Annotated in this window: 20 protein-coding genes; 8 read left to right on the top strand and 12 right to left on the bottom strand. The window is 74.4% G+C overall.

Annotation, left to right across the window (positions count from 1 at the left end; genetic code table 11):
* Positions 1–18 precede the first annotated feature (18 nt).
* From INN71_RS01130 to INN71_RS01115, 4 genes are all read right to left on the bottom strand, one after another.
* Entirely contained in the window at positions 19–855 is an 837-nt protein-coding gene (locus INN71_RS01130) for a hypothetical protein (RefSeq protein WP_277499237.1), read from the bottom strand.
* Complete coding sequence (locus tag INN71_RS01125; protein WP_277499236.1) at positions 852–1295, bottom strand: hypothetical protein; 444 nt, start codon at positions 1293–1295, stop codon at positions 852–854. Before INN71_RS01125 ends, INN71_RS01130 begins: the two co-directional genes overlap by 4 nt.
* Positions 1292–1723 carry a hypothetical protein gene (locus INN71_RS01120; protein WP_277499235.1) on the bottom strand — a complete coding sequence of 144 codons (432 nt, stop codon included), beginning with the start codon at positions 1721–1723 and terminating at the stop codon, positions 1292–1294. Before INN71_RS01120 ends, INN71_RS01125 begins: the two co-directional genes overlap by 4 nt.
* Positions 1724–1894: 171 nt before the next feature.
* Positions 1895–2611, bottom strand: a complete 717-nt coding sequence (locus INN71_RS01115; RefSeq protein WP_277499234.1) for a DsbA family oxidoreductase — start codon at positions 2609–2611, stop codon at positions 1895–1897.
* 95 nt (positions 2612–2706) lie between these two features.
* Here INN71_RS01115 and INN71_RS01110 point away from each other — a divergent pair, with 95 nt between their 5' ends.
* Positions 2707–3639, top strand: a complete 933-nt coding sequence (locus INN71_RS01110) for an ABC transporter ATP-binding protein (protein ID WP_277499233.1) — start codon at positions 2707–2709, stop codon at positions 3637–3639.
* Entirely contained in the window at positions 3636–4478 is an 843-nt protein-coding gene (locus INN71_RS01105) for an ABC transporter permease subunit (protein WP_277499232.1), read from the top strand. The genes INN71_RS01110 and INN71_RS01105 overlap by 4 nt, the downstream gene beginning before the upstream one ends.
* 94 nt (positions 4479–4572) lie before the next feature.
* Here the strand turns inward: INN71_RS01105 and ilvC are convergent, their stop codons facing one another.
* From ilvC to INN71_RS01085, 4 genes are all read right to left on the bottom strand, one after another.
* Positions 4573–5598, bottom strand: a complete 1026-nt coding sequence (gene ilvC, locus INN71_RS01100; protein ID WP_277499230.1) for a ketol-acid reductoisomerase — start codon at positions 5596–5598, stop codon at positions 4573–4575.
* Positions 5599–5664: 66 nt separating this feature from the next.
* Positions 5665–6249 (bottom strand): acetolactate synthase small subunit, encoded by a 585-nt coding sequence (gene ilvN, locus INN71_RS01095; RefSeq protein ID WP_277499229.1) that lies wholly within the window; start codon positions 6247–6249, stop codon positions 5665–5667.
* Positions 6246–8015 carry an acetolactate synthase large subunit gene (locus INN71_RS01090; RefSeq protein WP_277499228.1) on the bottom strand — a complete coding sequence of 590 codons (1770 nt, stop codon included), beginning with the start codon at positions 8013–8015 and terminating at the stop codon, positions 6246–6248. Before INN71_RS01090 ends, ilvN begins: the two co-directional genes overlap by 4 nt.
* Positions 8016–8363: 348 nt before the next feature.
* Positions 8364–9029 carry a VOC family protein gene (locus INN71_RS01085; protein ID WP_277499227.1) on the bottom strand — a complete coding sequence of 222 codons (666 nt, stop codon included), beginning with the start codon at positions 9027–9029 and terminating at the stop codon, positions 8364–8366.
* A 250-nt stretch (positions 9030–9279) separates the two neighbouring features.
* Between INN71_RS01085 and INN71_RS01080 the strand changes: the two genes are divergently transcribed.
* The gene (locus INN71_RS01080; protein ID WP_301799234.1) at positions 9280–12462 is read left to right on the top strand and encodes a S8 family serine peptidase; all 3183 of its coding nucleotides are present in this window, start codon (positions 9280–9282) and stop codon (positions 12460–12462) included.
* A gap of 181 nt (positions 12463–12643) precedes the next feature.
* Here the strand turns inward: INN71_RS01080 and INN71_RS01075 are convergent, their stop codons facing one another.
* Complete coding sequence (locus tag INN71_RS01075; protein WP_277499225.1) at positions 12644–13438, bottom strand: GNAT family N-acetyltransferase; 795 nt, start codon at positions 13436–13438, stop codon at positions 12644–12646.
* A 98-nt stretch (positions 13439–13536) separates the two neighbouring features.
* Here INN71_RS01075 and INN71_RS01070 point away from each other — a divergent pair, with 98 nt between their 5' ends.
* Positions 13537–14205: an MFS transporter gene (locus INN71_RS01070; RefSeq protein WP_277499224.1), complete on the top strand. Its 669-nt coding sequence runs from the start codon at positions 13537–13539 to the stop codon at positions 14203–14205.
* On the opposite strand, the gene INN71_RS01065 is transcribed toward INN71_RS01070, so the two are convergent.
* Positions 14202–15533 (bottom strand): kynureninase, encoded by a 1332-nt coding sequence (locus INN71_RS01065; protein ID WP_277499223.1) that lies wholly within the window; start codon positions 15531–15533, stop codon positions 14202–14204. The genes INN71_RS01070 and INN71_RS01065 overlap by 4 nt on opposite strands.
* A complete protein-coding gene (gene ilvD / locus INN71_RS01060) occupies positions 15472–17229 on the bottom strand; it encodes a dihydroxy-acid dehydratase (protein ID WP_277499222.1) in 1758 nt (585 codons plus the stop codon). The genes INN71_RS01065 and ilvD overlap by 62 nt, the downstream gene beginning before the upstream one ends.
* Positions 17230–17353: 124 nt before the next feature.
* Here ilvD and INN71_RS01055 point away from each other — a divergent pair, with 124 nt between their 5' ends.
* Genes INN71_RS01055 through INN71_RS01045 form a run of 3 tightly spaced genes read left to right on the top strand, consistent with a single transcriptional unit; the run spans position 17354 to position 21503 of the window.
* A complete protein-coding gene (locus INN71_RS01055) occupies positions 17354–18130 on the top strand; it encodes an HAD family phosphatase (protein WP_277499221.1) in 777 nt (258 codons plus the stop codon).
* Between the two features lie 8 nt (positions 18131–18138).
* Positions 18139–20637, top strand: a complete 2499-nt coding sequence (locus INN71_RS01050) for a glycoside hydrolase family 65 protein (protein WP_277499220.1) — start codon at positions 18139–18141, stop codon at positions 20635–20637.
* Between the two features lie 53 nt (positions 20638–20690).
* Positions 20691–21503 (top strand): DMT family transporter, encoded by an 813-nt coding sequence (locus INN71_RS01045; RefSeq protein WP_277499219.1) that lies wholly within the window; start codon positions 20691–20693, stop codon positions 21501–21503.
* Between the two features lie 43 nt (positions 21504–21546).
* Here INN71_RS01045 and INN71_RS01040 read toward each other — a convergent pair whose 3' ends face one another.
* Entirely contained in the window at positions 21547–23241 is a 1695-nt protein-coding gene (locus tag INN71_RS01040) for an alkaline phosphatase (RefSeq protein WP_277499218.1), read from the bottom strand.
* 116 nt (positions 23242–23357) lie between these two features.
* Here INN71_RS01040 and INN71_RS01035 point away from each other — a divergent pair, with 116 nt between their 5' ends.
* The gene (locus INN71_RS01035; RefSeq protein ID WP_277499217.1) at positions 23358–24332 is read left to right on the top strand and encodes an alpha/beta fold hydrolase; all 975 of its coding nucleotides are present in this window, start codon (positions 23358–23360) and stop codon (positions 24330–24332) included.
* The last annotated feature ends 9 nt before the right edge of the window (positions 24333–24341 follow it).

The following is a 24341-nucleotide window of genomic DNA, read 5'->3' as shown; positions in this document are numbered from 1 at the left end:
CCCGGTGGGCGGGCGGGCTCACACGTCGTCGTACGTCGCCGTGTGCCGCACCGCGCCGGACGCAGCCTTCTCGAGGAAGCCGCTCGGGGCGACCACGACGCGCGCGGCGGTCCCGAGGTGGGACACCACGCTCCCGAGGTCTCGGGTGCAGGCGTCCAGGCGCTCGCACAGGGTCTCGACCGACCTCACGACCCGCTGCAGCACCTCGGCGAGCCGCTGCGCCTCGCCGCGCACGCGCTGGGCCAGCCGCAGCAGGATCGGGCCCGTGCCGACGCCGGAGGCCAGGACGGGGAAGCGCGGGGCGAGCCAGGCCACGAGGTCCGCGATCGCGGCGCGCACCGCCGCCCGCACGCCCGTGACGAGGGAGGACGCGAGCCGCGTGGCGCCGGCCATGCCGAGCGCCGCCTCGGCGCAGGCCTCGGCCGCCGTGCTCTGCCCGGCCGCCGCCACGGTGTAGGCCCCCGCCGCCCGCCCCGTCCACCCCTCGGCGACCTCGGCCACCGCCGCGCGGTGCTGGTCCGCCACTGCGAGGAGCCCCTCGCCCACGTTGGTCCACGTGCCGGCGAAGGCGAGCACCTCGTCGGGGTTGCCGGTCACCGCGTCGAGCAGCTCGTGCAGCGGCTGGAAGTGCTCCATGACCCACCCGATGCCGGCCCGCAGGAGGCGACCGAAGGGGTCGGACAGCAGGTTGGCGGTCTCGTCCACGGCGCAGAGGCCCGCGAGCCCCGCCTGCAGCCAGTCGTCCCGCCCCACCGAGGCGGCGGACGTCATGAGGCTGTCGACCACCCCGGCGCCCGTGTGCCACGTGCGGCTGTCGCCCTCCGCCTCCAGGTAGTCGGCGGGGTCGGCGCTCACCGGACCGCTCCCCCGACGGGCGTGGCGCCGAGCCGCTCCGCCCAGCGGGCGAGCTCCCCGCCCCGGCCGGCCCCGGCGTCGGTCACGACGCCGACGACGGTCTCCCACAGCACCGGCACGACCGCCTCGACCCCGTCGACGACACGGTCCGCGGCCGCACCGACGGTCGCGTCGGTGGTGACCACGTCGTCCCCGAAGAGCCGCAGCCCCTCCGCGGTGGCCTCGAGGGCCCCGCCGACCGCCTCGCACGCGACGGCTCCCATGAGCCCGAACGGCTCGAGCCGCTGACCGATGAACCCGCAGAGGAGACCGAAGGCGTTCCCCGGGGCAGCGACCGCACGGGCCGCCCCACCCGCCGCGCGGGGCTCCGCCGCCAGCGCGGCCAGCCGGTTCGCGTGGTGGTGCAGCGCCCCGGGGTCGACCGCGACGACCCCGCTCACCGGAGCACCCCGTCCGCCGCACCGGCCGCGGACCGCGTCGCCCGACCCCCGGCGCCGAACTGCCGCTCGGCGTGCTCGCGCACGTGGGCCGTCGTGGCGGCCTCCGGGCCGAACGCCTGGGCCGCGAGCGCGGTCAGCCGCTCGGGCAGCCGCCGCCGCGCGTCCCCCACGGCGGCGAGCACGGCGCGTCGTACCGGCTCCGCGCCCGCGCGGGCCACCCGCTCCTCCACGACGACGTCCACCAGACCGCCCCCGTGGTCGAGCTCCACCACCGCTCCGCTGCGGTCGCGCCCGCGCACCCGCAGGCCCTCGACCGCCGCGACGTACGACTCCGCGCGGCGCACCTGTGCGTCCGCGTCGGCCAGCACGGCGGCGATCGCCGCCCGGGCCTCGTCCGCCCCCGTGGGGCCGCTGTCTCCCGCGCTCATGGTTCCCCCTTCGCCTCCCGGCTCCCGCCGGCGCCGGACCCCCGTCCGGCCACCACCAGGTTCACCGAGCGAGGGGGTCGGCGGAAGTGCGCGCGACCCGTCCTGTGGACAGCCACCGGGCCGTCCACAGGACGCGGTCGACGCGGTGGCGTCAGGCCGCGGGGAGGGGGATCATGCGCCGGGGACGGCGCACCCGTCGGGCCCGCAGGCCTCGGCGTCGCCGCCCACCGGCACCAGCGTCGGGCGCGACTCCGCCCACGCCTGGCGCAGCAGCTGGTCGAACACCTCGGTGGGCTGGGCGCCCGAGACGCCGTACCGGGCGTCGACGACGAAGAAGGGCACCCCGGTCGCCCCGTACGCCCGGGCCTGGGCCACGTCGGCGGCGACGGCCTCGGCGTACGCGTCGCCGGCCAGCACCTCGTCGACGCGCGCGGCGTCGAGCCCCGCACCCGCGGCGGCGGCGCGCAGCACGTCGTGGTCGCCGACGTCCTCGGCCCGCAGGAAGTACGCCGCGAGCAGCGCCTCCTTGAGCTCGCGCTGCTGCGCGGGCCCGCCCGTCTCGAGAGCCAGGTGGAGGAGCCGGTGGGCGTCGACGGTGCGGGTGTGCACGTTCTCGAGGAGCCGCATCGCGAGACCCTCCTGGGCCGCGACCTCGACGAGCTGCTCCTGCATCTGGCGCATCTCGGCCTCGCTGCGCCCGTACTTGCGGGCGAGCACCCCGGTCGTCAGCTCGTGGCCGTGCTGCGGGGCGGAGGGGTCGAGCTCGAACGAGCGGTAGACCACCTCGACCTCGTCGGCGTGCTCGAAGCCCGCGAGGGCCTTCTCCAGCCGGCGCTTGCCGACGAAGCACCAGGGACAGACGACGTCGGACCAGATCTCGATGCGCACGCACCCCCAACCCCGAGGCCCCCCGGCCCATTCCCGGGGTCGGGCCAGGACTTCCCCCGATGTCCCCGGCGCCGCGGCGCCGCGAGGCTCGGACCATGATCGAAGTGACCGGACTGACCAAGACGTACGGCGCCCACCGCGCCGTCGACGACGTGACCTTCACGGCCCGCCCCGGGCGGGTCACCGGCTTCCTGGGGCCCAACGGCGCCGGGAAGTCCACGACCATGCGGATGATGGTCGGCCTCACGCCGCCGTCGGCCGGCAGCGCGACCGTCTGCGGCGCGCGGTTCACCGACCTGCCGAACCCGCCGCGCGAGGTCGGCGTGCTCCTCGACGCCTCCGCCCAGCACGCGGGCCGCACGGGCCGCGAGATCCTGGCGATCGCCGCCCAGACCGCGGGCCTGCCCCGCACCCGGGTCGACGAGATGCTCGAGCTCGTCTCCCTCACCTCGACCGAGGCGGAGCGCCGGGTGCGCAACTACTCCCTCGGCATGCGCCAGCGCCTCGGCATCGCGGTCGCCCTCGTCGGGGACCCCGAGGTGCTGGTGCTCGACGAGCCGGCCAACGGGCTCGACCCGGCCGGCATCCGCTGGATGCGCGACCTGCTGCGCGGGTTCGCGCAGCGCGGGGGGACGGTGCTGCTCTCCTCCCACCTGCTCGGCGAGATCGAGGTCGTCGCCGACGACCTCGTCGTCATCGGCCGCGGCCGCATCGTCGCGCAGGGCACGAAGGCCGAGCTGCTGGCGTCGGCCGGCACGGTCGTCGCGCCCGCGGAGCCGACGGACGGCGCCGCCCTGGTGCGCGCCCTCGGCGCCGCCGGGATCGTCGTCACCCGCACGCACGACGGCGCCCTCTCCGTCGAGGCCCAGCCGCGGGAGGTGGGCCGGGTGGCGCACGCGGCCGGCGTACCCCTCGCGGGCCTGCGGGCGGCCGACGGCGCCGGCCTCGAGGAGATGTTCCTCGAGCTGACCGCCGACACCCAGCGCGAGACCCCCGCCCCGCTGCGCACGGCAGGGGTGGCGGCATGAGCGCGCTCGTCACGCCCCCGGCCGGCACGGCCGCCCCCGGCAGCACCCCCGTCGCGGGTACGACGGTCCGCACCCCCCGCCCCGACCTGCGGCGCCCGTCGTTCGCGCGGCTGGTCGGCGTCGAGGCCCGCAAGACGTTCGACACCCGGGCCGGCCTGTGGCTGTGCGCCAGCATCGTCGTGCTGGCCGTCGTGGCGAGCGCCGCCGTGGTGCTCTTCGCCCCCGACGAGGCGCTCACCTTCGAGACGTTCGCGAGCGCGATCGGCATCCCGATGGCGATCGTGCTGCCCGTGCTCGCGATCCTCTCGGTGACGAGCGAGTGGAGCCAGCGCAGCGGGCTGGGCACCTTCACCATGGTGCCGTCGCGGGGCCGGGTGATCGCCGCCAAGGCGGCCGTCGCCGCGGTCGTCGGCGTGGTCTCGATGCTGGTGGCGATGGGCGTCGGGGCCCTCGGCACGGTGGTCGGCTCGGCACTGGCCGGCACCGACGCCGTCTGGGACTCGTCGGTCAGCTCGCTCGTCGGCATCGTCGTCGCCAACCTGCTGGGCATGGCGGTCGGGTTCATGCTCGGCGTGCTGCTGCGCAGCTCGCCGGCGGCGATCGTGGGGTACTTCGTCTACTCGTTCGTCGTGCCGACGCTATTGATGACGCTGGCGACGTTCCAGGACTGGTGGGCCGACCTGCAGCCCTGGCTCGACTTCAACTACGCGCAGACCAGCCTCTTCGACGGCTGGCCCGGTGGCGAGGCGTGGGCCCAGATCGGGGTCTCGTCGCTGCCGTGGCTCGTCCTGCCGCTCCTCGTCGGGCTCTGGACGCTGCGCCGCTCCGAGGTGAAGTGAGCGCGGCCGGCCGCTGACGACGGACGCCTCCGCTCCCCGTGCGGGGAACGGAGGCGTCCGTGCGTGCGGCGGCTCTGCTGCAGCCGGCCCGGGGTCAGCGCGCGGCGGAGCCCTCGGTGTAGTCGGCGTCGGTCTGCTGCCACGAGAAGTGCGAGCGCAGCTCCTTGCCGGTCGCCTCGATCGGGTGGCCGGCCTCCTTCGCGCGGAGCTCGGTGAACTCCTCGCCGCCCTTGTCCTGGTCGTCGATGAAGCGCTTCGCGAACGTGCCGTCCTGGATGTCGGCGAGCACGGCCTGCATCCGCTCCTTCACGCCGGCGTCGACGACGCGCGGGCCCGACACGTAGTCGCCGTACTCGGCCGTGTCGGAGACGCTCCAGCGCTGCTTGGCGATGCCGCCCTCGAACATGAGGTCGACGATGAGCTTGAGCTCGTGGAGCACCTCGAAGTAGGCGATCTCCGGCTGGTAGCCCGCCTCGGTGAGGGTCTCGAAGCCGGCCTGCACGAGGTGCGAGACGCCGCCGCAGAGCACGGCCTGCTCACCGAACAGGTCGGTCTCGGTCTCCTCGGTGAAGGTCGTCTTGATGACGCCGGCGCGAGTGCCGCCGATGGCCTTGGCGTAGGACTTCGCGAGGTCCCACGCGGTGCCGCTGGCGTCCTGCTCGACCGCGATGATGTCCGGGATGCCGCGCCCCGCGACGTACTCGCGGCGCACCGTGTGACCCGGGGCCTTGGGGGCCACGAGGACCACGTCCACGCCGGCCGGCGGGGTGATGTAGCCGAAGCGGATGTTGAAGCCGTGGCCGAAGACGAGGGTGTCGCCCTCCGCGATGTGCGGCTCGATCGACTCCGTGTAGAGGTGGCGCTGCACCTGGTCGGGGGCGAGGACGACGATGACGTCGGCCTCCTCCACGGCCTCGGCCGGGGTGAGGACGCGCAGGCCCTCCTCCTCCGCCTTCGCCCGGCTCTTCGAGCCCTCGGGCAGGCCGACGCGGACGTCGACACCCGAGTCGCGCAGGTTCAGCGCGTGGGCGTGGCCCTGGCTGCCGTAACCGATGACGGCCACGTTCTTGCCCTGGATCAGGGACAGGTCGGCGTCGTCGTCGTAGTACATCTCAGCCACGTCGGGCTTCTCCTTCGTCGTTGTCTTCTCGGGGTACGGCGGGTGGTGCGGCAGGTGGGGCGGTGCTCAGCCCACGGCGGCGGGCGTCGCGGGCGCAGCCGGGGCGGGCGGCGCGGTGGGCACGGGGACCGGCACCGGTCGCACCGTGCGCTCCGTGATGGAGCGCGACCCGCGACCGATCGCGACCATGCCCGACTGCACGAGCTCGCGGATGCCGAAGGGCTCGAGCACGCGCAGGAAGTCCGCGATCTTGCCGGCGTTGCCGGTGATCTGGATGGTCACGGCGTCGGGGGCGACGTCGATGACCTTGGCGCGGAAGAGCTGGACGGTGTCGAGCACCTGACCACGCGTCTCGGAGTCGGCGCGCACCTTGACCATGACGAGCTCGCGGGCGACCGAGGCGGTCGGGTCGAGCTCGACGATCTTGATGACCTCGACCAGCTTGTTGAGCTGCTTGACGACCTGCTCCATCGGCGAGGACTCCACGTCCACGACGATCGTCATGCGGGACACGTCGGGGTGCTCGGTGGGGCCCACCGCGAGGCTGTCGATGTTGAAGCCGCGGCGGCTGAACAGGCCCGCGATGCGGGCCAGCACGCCGGGCTTGTCCTCGACCAGGACGGACAGGGTGTGCTTGGTGCTCGTGCTCATACCAGTTCGTCCTCGTCGAAGGTGGGCGCGAGGTCGCGCGCGTACTTGATCTCGTCGTTGCTCGTGCCGGCGGCGACCATCGGCCACACCATCGCGTCGCGGTGCACCCGGAAGTCGACCACGACGGGCACGTCGTCGATCGACATGGCCTTCTCGATGACCGAGTCGACGTCGCCCGGGGTCTCGCAGGACAGGCCGACGCAGCCGTACGCCTCCGCCAGCTTCACGAAGTCGGGGATGCGCTTGGAGTGCAGGTCGGTGTTGGAGTAGCGCTCGTTGTAGAACAGCGTCTGCCACTGCCGCACCATGCCGAGCGACTCGTTGTTGATGAGGGCCACCTTGATCGGGATGCCCTCGATGGCGCAGGTCGCCAGCTCCTGGTTGGTCATCTGGAAGCAGCCGTCGCCGTCGATGGACCACACCGTGGTGTCGGGACGACCCACCTTCGCGCCCATCGCGGAGGGCACGGAGAAGCCCATCGTGCCGAGGCCGCCGGAGTTGATCCACGTGCGGGGGTTCTCGTACTTCACGAAGTGGGCGGCCCACATCTGGTGCTGCCCGACGCCGGAGCAGTAGATCGCCTCCGGGCCCGCGATGGCGCTGAGCCGCTCGATCACGTGCTGCGGGGCGAGCGAGCCGTCGGCGGGCGCGTCGTACCCCAGCGGGTAGCGCTTCTTGACGCCCGCGAGGAAGTCGACCCAGCCCTCGTAGTCACCCGTGTGGCCGGCGTCGGCCTGGGCGACGAGCAGCGACGTCAGCTCGCTGATGACCTCGCGCGCGTCGCCCACGATCGGCACGTCGGCGTGGCGGTTCTTGCCGATCTCGGCCGGGTCGATGTCGGCGTGCACGACCAGGGCGTTCGGGGCGAACGAGTCGAGGTTGCCGGTCACGCGGTCGTCGAAGCGGGCGCCCAGGCTGATGATGAGGTCGCTCTTCTGCAGGCCGGCGACGGCCGCGACCGTGCCGTGCATGCCGGGCATGCCCAGGTGCTGCGGGTGGCTGTCGGGGAACGCGCCCAGTGCCATGAGGGTCGTGACGACCGGCATGCCGGTGAACTCGGCCAGGCGCAGCAGCTCGCGCGACGCGCCGGAGCGGATGACGCCGCCACCGACGTAGAGCACCGGGCGGCGCGCCTCGAGGATCAGCTTGACGGCCTCGCGGATCTGCTTCGTGTGCGGCCGCGTGACGGGGCGGTAGCCCGGCAGGTTGATGCCGCTCGGCCAGTCGAAGGTCGTGGTGGCCTGCAGCGCCGACTTCGCGATGTCGACCAGCACGGGGCCGGGTCGACCGGTCGAGGCGATGTGGAAGGCCTCCGCGATCTTGACCGGGATCTCCGCGGGGTCGGTGACGAGGAAGTTGTGCTTCGTCACCGGCATCGTGATGCCGCGGATGTCCGCCTCCTGGAAGGCGTCCGTGCCGATCATCGCGGCGCCGACCTGGCCGGTGACGGCCACCATGGGCACCGAGTCCATGTGCGCGTCGGCCAGCGGCGTGACGAGGTTCGTCGCGCCCGGCCCGGAGGTCGCCATGCAGACGCCCACCCGGCCGGTCGCCGCGGCGTACCCCTGCGCGGCGTGGCCGCCCGCCTGCTCGTGGCGCACGAGGATGTGGCGGATGCGGGTGGAGTCCATCAGCGGGTCGTAGGCCGGCAGGATCGCGCCGCCCGGGATGCCGAAGATCGTGTCGACCCCGGCGTTCTCCAGCGACTTCACCAGGCTCTGGGCCCCGGTCACGGACGGGCCGGTCGCCTCGGGGTGCTCAGTCATCAGCCTCGAACTTCCTCGTCAGCCCCCGCGTCGTCGCGGGAGCACTGGTGTGCTGTCGTGCGGGTCCTGCTCGCCGGCCCGGACCGGCGACCGTCCAAGTCTCCGGCACCGGTGCCAGGCCAACAAAAAACCCCTCGGCCTGACGGCAACGAGGGGATGACGCGGGAACGTGGGGCTCGGGGCCTCAGCTCACGCGTCGCGTGCGTACGAGAAGGACAGTGCGCATGCGCCCTACGGTCGCCGCCGGGGACCGACGACGTCAACCCACTCTGCCACGCGTTCCACATGTTGGTACGTCGGTCCCACATGTCGACACGCCGCCGGAGCACCGAGCCCGTCGGCGGGGGCTCAGCGGTCCTGCCACGTGCACACGCACGCCTTGTTGCCCTCCGCGTCGGCGAGCACCCAGAAGGCCCGGGCCGCGGCGTCGCTGACGAGGGTGCCCCCGGCGGCGAGCGCGGCCGCCACCCGCTGCTCGGCGACGTCGTGCGGCACCGTGATGTCGAGGTGGAACCGCATCCGCCCCTCGGCCTCCCCCGGCGCGGGCGGGGCGCACTCCTGGAACCACAGGGCCGGCAGCACGTCGACCTCGTCGCGCACCTCGTCGGGCGACCCCGGACGGTCGGCGAGCCCCAGCACCGCCCGCCAGAACGGCTTGACGCGGGAGAGGTCGGGGGTGTCGAGGGCGATCTCCAGCTGCTGCACCGTCGTCGGCTCCGGGCGCGCCCCGAGCTCGGCGGCCAGCTCGCTGACGCGGCGGGCCAGCGCGACGTCGCGCTCGGTGACGCCGTCGGCGTCGTGGCTGCTCGTGACGACCCGCAGCGCGCCGTACCGCAGGTCGAGGTCGGGGTGGTGGTCGACCTCGGCGGCGTGGGCGCCGACGGCCGCGACCAGGGCGAGACCCACCCCGTAGTCGTCGAAGGTGAAGCGGGCGTGGAGGCGACCCAGCAGGAACCGCCAGTCGGCGAGGTCGGCGGCGAGGACCTGCTCGCCCGTGAGCGTCGTCGGAGTCATGCGCCCATCTGAGCACCCGCCGCCGACGATCGGGAGGCCCCCGGGCACCGTCCGATCACGGTTCGGAGAAATCCTGGTCGGGGCGCTGGGCGCCGTCGGTGCTTCGGCATACAGTGCGCGGACGCCGGAGTTCTTCCGGCCGCGCGAATTCGGGAACGCGGCCGCCCGGCGACAATCGAAAGCGAGATCTCGGGTGTTCACTACTCCTCGACGGTGGGCCGGCGTCGCCGCACTCACCCTCGGCGCGACGATGCTCTCCGTCGCGCCCAGCTCCGCCGCCCCGGGCGACCCGGGCGCCGAGCCCCTGCCGATCCCCCAGACGACCCCGCCGTCCGTCGCCCGGGCCCCCATCGCCCCCGGTGTCGACCTCGACACCGAGGCCCGTCAGAGCGTCTTCGTCCAGCTCAGCGGCGCCGGTGCCGCCGACGCCGCCGCCCAGGGCTCCGCGTCGACCGCCAAGCGCCGGGCGACCGACCGCCGCGCCCAGGTGCAGGGCACCGCCGACCGCATCGTCGCCGCGGCCCGCGCGAAGGACTCCGGCGCGGCCGAGCTCTACACCGTCGCCAACGCCGTCCCCGGTGTCGCGATCAGCGCCAACACGACCGCGATCCGCGCGCTGGCCACCCAGCCGGGCGTCGTCAAGGTCTCGCGCATCACCGAGCGCACCCTCGACAACTCCAGCGCCGCGAGCCTCGTGCGCGCCAACCAGGTGTGGTCCTACAACGGCAACACCGGCGACGGCGTCAGCATCGGCGTCATCGACACCGGCGTCGACTACACCCACGCCACCTTCGGCGGCCCCGGCACGGTCGAGGCGTTCGAGGCGGCCCAGGCCAGCTCGACGGAGGACGGCTGGCTCCAGGCCCTGCCGGCCGCCGGTCGCGCCAAGGTCGTGGGCGGCTACGACTTCGTCGGCGACGACTACAACGCCGACGACACCGCCGCGTCCTACAACCCGGTGCCCTCCCCCGACCCCAACCCGCTCGACTGCGAGGGCCACGGCTCCCACGTGGCCGGCAGCGCGGCCGGGTACGGCGTGATGCCCGACGGCTCGACCTTCGCGGGCAACTACGCCTCCGTCGGCCCCAACACCCTGCGCGGCCTGAAGATCGGCCCCGGCATGGCGCCGCAGGCCGAGATCCACGCCCTGCGCGTCTTCGGCTGCGAGGGCAGCACCGACCAGGTCATCGCGGCCCTCGACTACTCGCTCGACCCGAACGGCGACGGCGACTTCTCCGACCGCCTCGACGTGGTCAACATGTCGCTGGGCTCGGCCTACGTGCCCTCCGACGACCCGCAGAACGAGGTCATCGACGCCCTCACCCGGCACGGCGTGCTCACCGTCGCCTCCAACGGCAACGAGGGCGACATCACCGACGCCGGCGGCTCCCCGGGCAGCGCGACCAGCTCGCTGGCCGTCGCCAGCACGGTGGACGCCATGCAGCGCCGCGACGCCATCCGCGTGACGGCGCCGAGCGACGTCGCGGGCACGGCGGCCGGCCAGTTCTCCACCGCGTACCCCTTCGCCACCCGCCCGCCCGTCGCCGGCACGGTCGCGACCGTGCCCGGCGCCAACGCCGACGGCTGCGAGCCGTTCAGCGCGACCGACGCCGCCCGCGTGGCCGGCAAGGTCGCGTGGCTGGAGTGGGACGACAGCGACGCCACCCGCCGCTGCGGCTCCGGCGCCCGCTCGGCCAACGCCCGCGAGGCGGGCGCGATCGGCGCCATCTTCACCAGCGAGCTCGACGTCTTCGGCGCGGGCATCCTCGGTGACGCCCAGATCCCCGTCATCCAGCTGACCGGCAACGACACCGACCGGCTCCGCCCGGCCGCCGAGGCCGGCACGCTCGCGGTGCAGTTCGACGGCACGCTGGCGCAGAGCCTCGCGACGTACGACGAGGGCATCGTCGACACCGTCTCCGGGTTCACCTCGCGCGGCGGCCACGGCACCTACAGCGGCGTCAAGCCCGACGTCGCCGCCCCCGGCGACACCATCAGCTCGGCGGCGGTGGGCAGCGGCAACGGCATCGCGACGTTGTCCGGCACCTCGATGGCCGCCCCGGTCACCGCCGGTGTCGCCGCGCTCGTGCTGGCGCAGCACCCGTCGTACTCCCCGCTCGAGGTGAAGGCCGCCGTGATGAACACGGCGACCAACGACCTGTTCGAGGGCGCCAGCCGCTCGGGCGACCGCTACGGCCCCGCCCGGGTCGGCGCCGGCCGCATCGACGCGCGCTACGCCGCGGGCACCTCCACGCTGGCGTGGACGAACGGCACCAACAACCCCGTCTCGGCGACCTTCGGCATCGTCAACGCGCCGATCACCACCGAGAAGGTCACGCGCCAGAAGACGATCACGGTCCGCAACGACGCGAGCCGCGCCGTCACCTACCAGCTCGGCTACCAGGCGGCCACGTCCCAGCCGGGCGTGGGCTACTCGCTCTCGGCCAGCAGCCTCACCGTGCCGGCGCGCTCGCAGCGCTCGGTGACGCTGACGATGACCGTCTACCCGCGCCGCCTGGCCCGGGTGATCGACCCGACCATGGCCGCCGAGCAGCTCGGCGTGCCCCGCCAGTTCGTCACCGCGGCCTCGGGTCGCGTCACCATCAAGTCCGGCAACAACCCCGCGCTGCGGGTGCCGGTCCACGGCGTCGCCCGGCCGAACTCGACCACCACCTCCACCGTGACCGACGGGCAGCTCGTGCTCGACGGCGCGGGTGTGGCGCAGGGCGGCAACGGCGTCAGCGGCCACCGCTCGGTGGTGTCGGTGCTCGAGCTCGGCGCGCGCAGCGGCCAGATGCCGCTGTGCACGGGCACCCAGGTCGTCGGGTGCGTCGACCAGGGCTCCGACCGCGGCATGGACCTGCAGTCCGTGGGCGCCGGCGCGACCGACGACTACCTCTGGTTCGGCATCGACACCTGGGGCGACTGGGCGACGGTCGGACGGGCCAACATCCCGTTCGTCGACTACGACATCGACGGTGACGGCGCGGCCGACGTGGAGACCTACCTGCAGTTCTTCACCGACACCGACGTCCTCTACTCCGTGACGGTCGACCTGGCCACGGGCGACACGCTCGACGAGCGCCCGGTCAACTTCTACGAGGCCGACCGCGACACCAACGTCTTCGACACCGACGTGGCGCTGCTGCCGGTCTCCAAGGCCGCCCTCGGGCTGCCGACCGACGGCACGAGCGCGCCGATCACCTACGTGGCCGGTGTGTTCGACGCCGCGACCGGCGGGCTCGCCGACACGACCCGCCCGGTGGCGTTCGACGCGGGCGCCCCGGCGGTCGCGACCGCCGGGCCCGTGTTCGCCGACACCGACGGCGCGACGATCGACCTGCTGGGCGCCGGCGGCAAGGAGGCGCTCGTCCTGCACCTCTTCGGCGCCCCGGGTGCGCGCTCGGAGATCGTCCCGGTCCCGGCGAGCTGACCGCCGTACCACCTGCACGACCAGCACCACACCGACGGCCGTCGGTCCCTCCGGGGGCCGGCGGCCGTCGCCGTGCGTGCGGGGCGTGCCACGCCGTTCGTGGTAGCAGCGCCGCGGAATGCGTGGCGCTCCTACCACGAACCAGGCGTCGGCCCGGCGGCCCGGCGGCCCCCGGACCCGCCTAGACGTCCCGGCCGGCCCGCAGCCCCGCTCGCAGCCCCGCTCGCAGCTCGGCGAGGCTGCGGCGCTGGCGGCCGTCGGCGTCGAAGTTCGCCGGGTCGAGCCAGGCCAGCCAGGCGGCGCGCGCCGTGGGCCACTCGTGGTCCAGCAGCGAGAACCAGTCGGTGTCGCGGTTGCGCCCCTTGACGACCACGGCCTGGCGGAAGCGGCCCTCGAAGGTGAACCCGAGGCGCAGCGCCGCCCGCCGCGACGGCTCGTTGAGGCTGTCGCACTTCCACTCCAGGCGCCGGTAGCCGGCGCCGAGCACGTGGTCGGCCAGCAGCGCCACGGCCTCGGTCGCCGCGGTGGTGCGCCGCAGGGCGGGGCCGAACGAGATCCAGCCGACCTCGGTGGTGCGGTTCGCGGTGCTCGTGCGCAGGAGCGAGAGCCTCCCCTCGACCCGGCCGGTCGCGTGCGGCACCACCACCCACGTCAGCAGGTCGGGGTCGGCGACGTCGTCGCGCACCCGACGGGCCGACGCCTCCGGGTCGGCCGGACGGTCGAGGGGCAGGTAGGTCCACGCCGCGTCGTCCTCCGGCGCCGCCGTGGCCGCGTGCAGCGCCGCCGCGTGCGCCGGCCGCAGCGGCTCCAGGCGCGCCCACCGCCCGGTGAGCGGCTCGTGGGCCGGCGCCGCGACCCCCCGCGGCGGGACCGGGGGGCCGACGGGGAGGCCGGCCGGGGAGCCGGGGTCGGTGCGGCGGGGGGACGGTGCGAGGTGCGGTCGCAGCTCCGGCGCTGCGCTCGGCGGGGTCGTCACGACGTGACCGTACGCAACCCCCTCGACGGCCGGCGACCCGCGGCGTACCGTCCCGCGCGGCCCTCACCGCCCCACCACCCACCCGACGGAGACCACGCATGCCCGACCCGACCAGCTCCCCCGCCGCCGCGGCCGGGAGCGACGCCCCCAGCACCGACGCGCCCGGGGTCAGCCCCTGGCCCGCCCTGTGGGCGATGGTCATCGGGTCCGGGCTCCTGCTCGTCCCGATGGCGCTCGCGACCGGCTTCCTGGCCCCGGTGGTCGGGCGGCTCGTCGACCGGGCGCACCCGCGCAGCATCACGGTCGTCGGCTTCGTTGCCTCGGCGCTCGCGCTGCTGGGGCTCAGCCGCGTGATGACGACCGACAGCCCGGTGTGGCAGGTGCTGCTCCCCCTGGCGCTCTTCGGCGTCGGCAGCGCGTTCCTGTGGGCGCCGCTCAGCGCGACGGCCACCCGCAACCTCCCGCTGCCGTCGGCCGGGGCGGGCTCGGGCGTCTACAACACGACGCGTCAGGTCGGGGCCGTCCTCGGCAGCGCCGCCGTCGCCGCGCTCATCCAGGCGCGGCTCGCGGCCAACCTGCCGGGCGCGACCGGATCGGCCGAGGAGATGCAGGCCGGCGGCGGGACGGTGCCCGCCGAGGTCGCCGGACGCTTCTCCGACGCGATGGCCCAGGCCGTGCTGCTGCCCGCCGGCGCCCTGGGCCTCGGCGTGCTCGTCGTGCTCCTCTTCGCCGCCCCGCGCCACGACGGCCACGGGCAGCGCCGCTAGCCGGCCCCGAGGTCCAGCAGGGCCGTGCGGACGGCGAGCACACCCGCGTGCGCCTCGGCGTACGACGTCGAGAGCGGCGAGAGCCCGACCCGCAGGCCGTGGGGGTCGCGGTGGTCGGGCAGCACGTCCTCGCGCCACAGCCGCGCGACCACCTCGCGCATCGCGGGGTGGGTGAGCGTCACGTGGCCGCCGCGGGCGGCGGGGTCGCGGGGGCTGGCGAGCCGCACGCCGAGCGGGGCGAGGTGCACGTCGGCGAGGTCGACGACGTACGACGTGAGCCCCGCCGCCTTGGCGCGCACCGCCGGCACGCCGGCCTCGTCGAGCAGCGCCACCGTGTCGCGCAACGGCTGCATCGCGAGCACCGGCGGGGTGCCCGAGAGGAAGCGCCGCATGCCCGGGGCGGGCTGGTGGCCGGGACCCATCGCGAACGGGTCGGCGTGGCCCATCCAGCCGGTGATGGGCTGGCGCAGCTCGTCGTGGAGCCGGGCCGCGACGTACGCGAAGGCGGGGGCGCCGGGCCCGCCGCCCAGGTACTTGTAGCTGCACCCGACGGCCACGTCGACGTCCGCGGCGTCGAGCCCGACCTCGACGGCCCCGGCGGAGTGGCACAGGTCCGCGAGCACGAACGCGCCGGCCGCGTGGGCGGCGGCGGTGACGCCCGCGAGGTCGGCGAGGTGGCCGGACCGGTAGGCGACGTGGCTGAGCACGACGACGCCCGTGCGTGGGCCGAGCAGCGGCTCGAGGGCCGCGACCTCCATCCCGCCGTCGACCGGCACCTCGAGCCAGCGCACCGTCAGGCCCCGCTCCGCGGCGACCCCCTCCACGACGTACCGGTCGGTGGGGAAGTTGTCGGTGTCGACGACGACCTCGGTACGGCGGGGGTCCCGCGCCACCGCCGCGTCCACGAGGGCGCGCAACAGCTTGTAGAGCAGCACCGTCGTGGCGTCGCCGACCACCGTCTGGCCCGGCGCCGCGCCCAGCACCACCCGGCCCAGCTCGTCGCCGAGGGTGAGCGGCAGGTCGAACCAACCCTCGTCCCAGCCCCGGATGAGCCGCCCGCCCCACTCGGCCTCGACGAACGACGCCATCCGCTCCACCGTCGTGCGCAGCGGGCGGCCCAGCGAGTTGCCGTCGAGGTAGACCAGCGACGTGCCCGCCCCGACGAACCGCTCGCGGTACGCCGCCAGCGGGTCCGCGCGGTCGAGCGCCGCCGGGTCGAGGTGGGCCGGGTCGAGGTCGGGTCGGGGGAGGCTCAGCGGACCCGCCTCAGAAGGTGACCGCGCCGTGCGCGGCCGACTGCACCGTGCGGGCGTACTTGCCGAGGACACCGCGGGTGTACTTCGGGGGCAGCGGCTCCCAGCCCTCCTTGCGGCGCTCCAGCTCGTCCGCGTCGATGTCGACGTCGAGGCGGCGGTTGGCCACGTCGAGCGTGATCCGGTCGCCGTCGCGCACGAACGCGATGGGCCCGGCGTCGACCGCCTCGGGGGCCACGTGGCCGACGCACAGCCCCGTCGTGCCGCCGGAGAAGCGGCCGTCGGTGAGCAGCAGCACGTCCTTGCCGAGGCCCGCGCCCTTGATCGCGCCGGTGATGGCGAGCATCTCGCGCATGCCCGGGCCGCCCTTGGGGCCCTCGTAGCGGATGACGACCACGTCGCGGGGCTTCAGCTCGCCGGCGGCGAGGGCGTCCATCGCCGCCCGCTCGCCGTCGAAGACGCGGGCCGTGCCCTCGAAGACCGACTCGTCGAAGCCGGCCGACTTCACGACCGCGCCCTCGGGGGCCAGCGTGCCGTGGAGGATCGTCAGGCCGCCGGTCGCGTGGATGGGGCGGTCGAGCGTGCGGATCACGTCGTCGTCGACGGCCGGCGGGGCGATGTCGGCGAGGTTCTCCGCCATCGTGCGGCCGGTCACGGTGAGGCAGTCGCCGTGCATGAGGCCCGCGTCGAGGAGGGCCTTCATCACCATCGGGATGCCGCCCTTCTGGTCGACGTCGTACATCACGTACTTGCCGAACGGCTTGAGGTCGCCGAGGTGCGGCACCTTGTCGCCGATGCGGTTGAAGTCCTCGAGCGTCAGGTCGACCTCGGCCTCGCGGGCGATGGCGAGGAGGTGGAGCACGGCGTTGGTGGATCCGCCCAGCGCCATCACGACGGTGATGGCGTTCTCGAACGCCTCCTTCGTCATGATCTGGCGCGCCGTGATGCCGCGGCGCAGCAGCCCGACCACGGCCTCGCCCGACTTGTGCGCGTAGCCGTCGCGGCGGCGGTCGACGGCCGGCGGGGCCGCGGAGCCGGGCAGGGACATGCCGAGGGCCTCGGCGACGGCGGCCATCGTGTTGGCCGTGTACATGCCGCCGCAGGCGCCCTCGCCGGGACAGATGGCGCGCTCGACCTTGTCTACCTCCTCGCGGGAGATCTTCCCGGCCAGGCAGGCGCCGACGGCCTCGAACGCGTCGATGATCGTCACGTCGCGGCCGTCGACCTTGCCGGGCATGATCGAGCCGGCGTACAGGAACACGCTCGAGAGGTCGAGGCGGGCCGCGGCCATGAGCATGCCGGGCAGCGACTTGTCGCAGCCCGCCAGCAGCACCGAGCCGTCGAGGCGCTCGGCCATCATCACGGTCTCCACCGAGTCAGCGATGACCTCGCGGGAGACCAGCGAGAAGTGCATGCCCTCGTGGCCCATCGAGATGCCGTCGGAGACCGAGATGGTGCCGAACTCCATCGGGAAGCCGCCCGCGGCGTGCACGCCGTTCTTCACGGCCTTCGCCAGCCGGTCGAGCGAGAGGTTGCACGGGGTGATCTCGTTCCACGACGAGGCGACGCCGATCTGCGGCTTCTCCCAGTCGTCGTCCCCCATGCCGACGGCGCGCAGCATGCCGCGCGCGGCGGCGCGCTCGAGGCCGTCCGTGACGTCGCGCGAGCGCGGCTTGATGTCGGGCTGCGTCGCGGGCTGGGAGTCGGGCTGGGAGTCGAGCTGGGAGTCGGGCTGGGAGTCGAGCTGGGAGTCGGGGGCGCCACCGGTCATGGGCCCAGGGTAGACCGGCGCCGGCCCCCACCCACCGGGGCGCCGGGATGCGGGCGGCCACCGGTAACCCCCCGTTAACGACGTCCTCCTCACGGGCCGCGCGGCGGGGCCCTAGCCTGTCCCGGTGACAACTGCGATCGACTGGTCCGAGCACCGCGCCGCCCTCTTCGACCTCGACGGCGTCATCACGCCGACGGCGGAGGTCCACATGCGCGCGTGGGAGGTCATGTTCAACGACTTCCTCGCCGCCTGGGACGGTCCCGGCGACACCTCGCCCTACACCGAGCGCGACTACTTCGACCACGTCGACGGCAAGCCCCGGTACGACGGGGTGCGCGACTTCCTCGCCTCCCGCGGCATCGACCTCCCCGAGGGCAGCGAGTCCGACAGCCCGGAGGCCGAGACGATCCACGGCCTGGGCGACCGCAAGAACGAGTCGTTCAACGAGGTGCTGGAGCGGGAGGGCGTGCGCCCCTACCCGGGCTCCGTCGCGCTGCTCGACCACCTGGCGACCCTCGACATCCGTCTCGCAGTCGTCTCGTCCTCCGCGAACGCCCCGGCCGTGCTGCGCACCGCGGGCCTGCTCGACCGCTTCGAGACCGTCGTGTCCGGCACGGTGGCCAAGGAGCTGGGCCTGCCGGGCAAGCCGGCCCCCGACACGTTCCTCCACGCGGCCGCCGCGCTGGGTGCCGACGCCGCGACCTCCGTCGTGCTCGAGGACGCCGTCTCCGGCGTGCGCGCGGGCGCGGCCGGCGCCTTCGCCGCCGTCGTCGGCGTCGACCGCGGGGCCGGCGCCGCCGTGCTCACCGAGGCCGGCGCGACCGTCGTCGTCACCGACCTGGCCGAGCTCGTGCCCGTCACCGACGGGCCGGGGGCCGGCCTGCCGGGGGCCGACGCCTGATGGCCGCGATGCGCAAGGACGTCCCCGAGGACCCGATGGACCGCGGGCGCTTCCCGGTCGACCCGTGGCGCCTCGTCGAGACCGACCACTTCCCCGGCGACCTCGGCCTGACCGAGACGCTGTTCACCGTCGCCAACGGCTACCTGGGCATGCGGGGCAACCCCGCGGAGGGCCGGGACGCCCACGCCCACGGCACCTTCATCAACGGCTTCCACGAGACGTGGCCGATCAAGCACGCCGAGAGCGCGTTCGGCTTCGCCCGCACCGGCCAGACGATCGTCAACGTGCCCGACGTGAAGGTGCTCAAGCTCTACGTCGACGACGAGCCGCTCAACCTGGGCACCGCCGACCTCGAGCACTACGAGCGCTCGCTGGACTTCCGGTCCGGCGAGCTGACGCGGACGCTCGTGTGGCGCACCCCCTCGGGCAAGCGGGTGCGGGTGGTCTCGCGCCGCATGGTCTCGATGACCGAGCGGCACCTGTCGCTGCTGAGCCTCGAGGTCACGATGCTCGACGGCGACGCGCCCATTGTCATCTCCTCGCAGATGCTCAACCGCCAGGACGGCAAGGACGAGTACCACGTGCCGGGCGCCTCCCTCGGCGAGGGCCTCGACCCCCGCAAGTCGTCGGGGTTCGAGCACCGCGTGCTGCTCCCCCGCGCCCACTACGCCAACGAGCAGCGGATGCTCCTGGGCTACCAGTGCGCCCGCTCGAAGATGACGGTCGCCGTCGCCGCCGACCACCTCCTCACCTGCGACGACACCCACGAGGTGATCCGGCACGCCGAGGAGGACATGGCGAAGTACGTCGTGCGCGCCGACGCGACGCAGGGCAGCACCATCCGCGTCGACAAGCTGGTCGCCTACCACTCCTCGAAGGGCGTCCCCGTCCGGGAGCTCTCCGACCGCTGCGACCGCACGCTCGACCGGGCGCGGCGCCTCGGCGTCGACCACTACCGCGAGGAGCAGCAGGCCTGGTTCGACCGCTTCTGGGCCGGCGCGGACGTCGTCGTCGAGGGCCACCCGGAGCTGCAGCAGGCCATCCGCTTCAACCTGTTCCAGCTCGCGCAGGCCAGCGCGCGCGCCGACCACCAGGGCGTGCCGGCCAAGGGAGTGAGCGGCTCGGGCTACGAGGGGCACTACTTCTGGGACACCGAGGTCTACGTCCTGCCGTTCCTCACCTACACCTCCCCCGACACGGCCCGCAACGCGCTGCACTTCCGCTGCCGCATGCTGCCCGCGGCCCGCGAGCGCGCGAAGGAGATGGCCCAGGCCGGGGCCCTGTTCCCGTGGCGCACCATCAACGGCGAGGAGGCGTCGGCGTACTACGCCGCAGGCACCGCGCAGGTGCACATCGACGCCGACATCTCCTACGCGCTCGCGAAGTACGTCGACGCGACCGGCGACACGGGGTTCCTCGTGCGCGACGGCATCGACATCCTCGTCGAGACCGCCCGCATGTGGGCCGACATCGGGTTCTGGCGCACGAACGGCACCGACTCGTTCCACATCCACGGCGTGACGGGCCCGGACGAGTACACGACGGTCGTCAACAACAACCTGTTCACCAACGTCATGGCGCGCTACAACCTCGAGCGCGCCGTGCAGGCGGTGCGGGACCTCGCCGCGAGCGACCCCGCGGCGTACACGCAGGTCGTGCACCGCACGGAGCTGCGCGACGGCGAGGTCGAGGAGTGGGCCCGGTGCGCGGCCGGGATGACGATCCCGTTCGACGAGACCCTCGGGATCCACCCGCAGGACGAGCACTTCCTCGACCGCGAGGTGTGGGACCTCTCCCGCACCCCGATGGAGCTGCGGCCGCTGCTGCTGCACTACCACCCGCTGGTCATCTACCGGTTCCAGGTGCTCAAGCAGGCCGACGTCGTGCTCGCGCTCTTCCTCCAGGGCGACCGCTTCACGCCCGAGGAGAAGAAGGCCGACTTCGAGTACTACGACCCCATCACGACGGGCGACTCGACGCTGTCGGCGGTCGTGCAGTCGGTGATGGCGGCCGAGGTCGGCTACCACGAGGTGGCGCTGCGCTACTTCCGCTCCGCGCTCTACGTCGACCTCGTCAACCTGCACGGCAACACCGTCGACGGCCTCCACGTCGCGTCGATGGGTGGCGTCTGGTCGGCGCTCGTCAGCGGCTTCGCCGGCATGCGCGACCACGGCGAGCGCCTGTCGTTCGACCCGCGCCTGCCCGCCGACTGGCCGTCGCTGTCGTTCCCGCTGCAGTGGCACGGCACCCGGGTGCAGGTCACCGTCACCCAGGACGAGATGACCGTCGCGGTCGTCGACGGCGACGGCGAGGTGCCGTTCCGGGTGCGCGGCGAGGAGCACGTGGCCCGCCCCGGCACCGCGGCCACCGTGACCCTGGCGCACCAGGGCCCGCGCAAGGACGGGGTGCTGGGCGACCGGCCCCTCGTCGGCGGCCACCGCGCCGACGGCACCGTCATCACCGCCGGCGTGCCGACCCCCGTGGTCGGACCGGACGAGGAGTCCTGAGCACCCCACCCCTGGGCCGCGCCGTCGGTCTCGTCCTGGTCGGCATCGCGTCGGTGCAGCTGGGGGCGGCGGTCGCCAAGGGACTGTTCGGCGAGGTCAGCCCCACCACCATCGTGTGGTTGCGCCTGGTGACCAGCACGCTGGTGCTGCTCGCGTGGGCGCGGCCGCAGGTGCGCGGCCGCTCGCGCAGCGACTGGCTGGTCGTGCTGGGGTTCGGGCTGAGCCTCGGCACGATGAACTGGGCGATCTACCAGTCCTTCGCGCGCATCCCGCTGGGCATCGCGGTGACCATCGAGTTCGTGGGCCCGCTGGCCCTGGCGCTCGTGGGCAGCCGGCGCCCGCGCGACCTCGTGTGGGTGGGCCTGGCGGCGGCCGGCGTCGTGCTGCTCGGCGCCGAACCCGCCGACCTCGACCCGGTGGGCGTCGCCTTCGCGCTCGTCGCCGGGGTCGCGTGGGCGGCGTACATCCTGCTGAGCGCGCGCACCGGCGCGCAGTGGCCCGGCCTGCAGGGGCTGGCGGTGGCGAGCCTGGTCGCGACGGTGCCGCTCACGCCCTGGGTGCTGACCGCGCACGGCGGGCAGATGCTCGACACCCGCATCCTGCTCGTCGGGCTCGCGGTGGGGCTGCTGAGCTCCGTGGTGCCCTACTCGTGCGAGCTCGTCGCGCTGCGCACGCTGCCGCCGTCGGTCTTCGGCATCCTCATGAGCCTCGAGCCCGCCGCCGCGGCGGTAGCAGCGCTGGTGGTGCTCGGCGAGCTGCTGACCGCGCTGCAAGTCGCGGCCCTGGCCTGCGTGGTCGCCGCCGTCGCGGGCGCCACGGCCACATCACGCGGCGCCCCGCCGCACGCCGAGCCGGCCCCCGACTGAGAGGACCGGCTCAGCGCTGGCCCGGCGCCGGCCCGGCGCCGGCTCAGTAGCCGGTCTCCTCCCGGACCGTGTCGCGCACGACCTGCTCGTCGCTCGGGAGCGCCCGACGCGCGCGGGCACCGGCCGCGGCGGCGAGCGGGGCGTCCGCGACCTGCTGCATGCCGCGCACCCGGTCCTCCACGACGTACGAGCGACGGGTGAAGGCCTGCGCGTCGGGCGTCGTGACCACGGGGACGCAGCGGTGGTCGACCCGCATCGCGTCGGGCTCGATCGTGGTCGAGACGTAGCCGCGCAGGTTCGTCCAGAAGCGGATGTTGGGGTTGTCCGGCATCCACGGGTGGGTGCCGGTGGGGTCGTCGTACCCGTCCCCGCCCGAGGTGATCGACGTCGTCACGAACTCCGAGCCGATCGGCGTCGTCGGCTCGTCGTAGTCGAGGTAGAGGTCGCTCGCCCAGTGGGCGTGCACGTCGCCGGTGAGCACCACGGGGTTGCGCACCCGGGCGTCGAGGAAGCCTTGGCTGATGCGCTGCCGCGAGGCCGGGTAGCCGTCCCACGAGTCCATCGAGACGGTCGTGGCCGCGCCGGTCGCGTTACGCCGCCCGCCGAAGAACACCTGCTGGCCGAGCACGTCCCAGCGCGCGCCCGAGGCCCGCAGGCCGTCGAGCAGCCACCGCTCCTGGGCGAGGCCGGGCAGCGAGCGGGTGGGGTCGTCGTACCCGCCGCCGGGCGCCTTCCAGCCGTCGCCCTGCGCCTGGTCGGAGCGGTACTGGCGCGTGTCGAGCATGTGGAACGTCGCCAGCCGGCCCCACGAGACGCGGCGGAACAGCTGCATGCCGGGACCGCGGGGCACCGAGGTGCGCCGCAGCGGCATGTTCTCGTAGTAGGCGCGGTACGCCGCCGCGCGCCGCTCGGCGAACACGGCCTGCTCGGCGGGCTTCTCCGAGACCAGTGCCGCGTAGTTGTTGTCCACCTCGTGGTCGTCCCACACGACGAGCCACGGGGCGGCGGCGTGGGCGGCCTGCAGGTCGGGGTCGGTGCGGTACTGCGCGAGGCGCTGGCGGTAGCCGGCCAGGGTCGTGGTCTCCGGGCCCGCGTGCGGGCGCAGGTGGGCGGGGTTCGCCGCGCCCTCGTACTGGTAGTCGCCCAGGTGGAGCACCAGGTCGGGCTGCTCCTCGGCGAGGTGGCGGTAGGCGGTGAACCAGCCGACCGGGAAGTTCGAGCACGAGGCGAACGCCATCCGCAGCTGCCGGGGCAGCGCCCACGGTGCGGGGGCGGTGACGGCGCGACCGACGCCGGAGACGTGGGCGGCGCCGCGGGCGCCGGTGCGGAAGCGGTACCAGTACTCCCGGCCCGCGGCCAGGCCACGGACCTCGACGTGCACGGCGTGGGCCGACTCCGGCCCGGCGCTGACCTGGCCGCGGCGCACGACGCGGCGGAAGCCGGGGTCGGCCGCGACCTCCCAGGCCACCTGGTAGCGGCGCGACGGCATGCCGCCCGCGCCGTCGGCGGCCAGCGGCTCGGGCGCGAGGCGCGTCCACAGGACGAAGCCGTCGGCGGCCGGGTCGCCCGAGGCGACGCCGAGGGTGAAGGGGTCCGCACCCAGGGTGGGGGCGGCCGCCGTACGACGGGAGTCGGCCGCCGCCGCGGGCGGGAGCACCGCGGGGGCGACGGACGGGACGAGGAGGGTGGGCGCGACGACGGCGCCGGCACCCAGAAGTGTTCTCCGAGACGAGTGCATGGCACCCGAGCCCACGCCGCCCGGACGTCGCCCGGGGCACGTCCGGGTGAACGTCGGGTGAGACTCGCACCACAGCCGGACCACCACGGCCGGGCGCGGTCGGGCATGATGCGGCGGTGCCTCCCTCCCTCCCGGTCGACGGCCCTCCCCCCGCCGGCCCCGACAGCCCGGACAGCCCCGTCCGGCTCGCGTTCCACGACGTGACGAGCGCCGACGGCACCCGCCTGCGCGCGTGGACCAACGACCCCGACCGGGCGCTGCCCGGCCCGACCGTCCTGCTGTGCAACGGTCTCGGCACGAACGCGCACGCCTGGCCGGCGCTGCTCGACCCCGCCTGCCGCGTGCGCGTCGTCTCGTGGGCGCACCGGGGCGTCGGGGGCTCCGAGCGGCCCGTCGACGGGTGCAGCATCGGCATCGACGCGTTCGTCGAGGACGCCCTCGCCGTGATGGACGACGCCGGGGTGGCCTCCGCGCCGACCATCGGCTGGTCGATGGGCGTGAACACCCAGTTCGAGCTCGCCACGCGCCACCCCGACCGGGTCGAGGGGCTCTTCGCGGTCGCGGGCGTCCCCGGAGCGACGTTCTCGACCATGCTCGAGCTGACGCGCCTGCCCGCGCCCGTGCGCGGCCGGCTGACGGTCGGGATCACCCGCGTGGGCCGGCGCGCCGGCCCGCTGCTGACCCCGGTCGCGCGTGCCCTGCCCATCGGCCCCACCACCATCAGGCTGCTGGGCGCCGTGGGCTTCATGGGCGAGGTCGAGGACGAGGAGGCGGCCGCCGTCGCGGTGCGGGAGTTCCTGACGACGCCGCTCGACTGGTACTTCCACATGGCGCTGCACACGGCCCGCCACCAGCGCGTCTCGCTGTCGCGCATCGACGTGCCGGCGGTCTTCGTCGCCGGCTCCCACGACATCCTGGCCGGCCCCCGCGCCATGCGCTCGGCCGCCGAGCGGATGCCGGACGCCCGCTACGTCGAGCTGCCGGGGTCGCACTTCGTGGGCATGGAGCACCCGGGCGAGCTGCACGACCTCCTGGTCGACTTCCTCGGCCGGCTCGGGGAGCGGCCGGGGGCGGAGCGGGCCGGCCTCTGAGGGCCCGAC

The organism is Nocardioides sp. ChNu-153 (assembly GCF_030466625.1).
Lineage (GTDB): Bacteria > Actinomycetota > Actinomycetes > Propionibacteriales > Nocardioidaceae > Nocardioides.
This window is presented reverse-complemented; position numbering and strand designations above follow the sequence as displayed.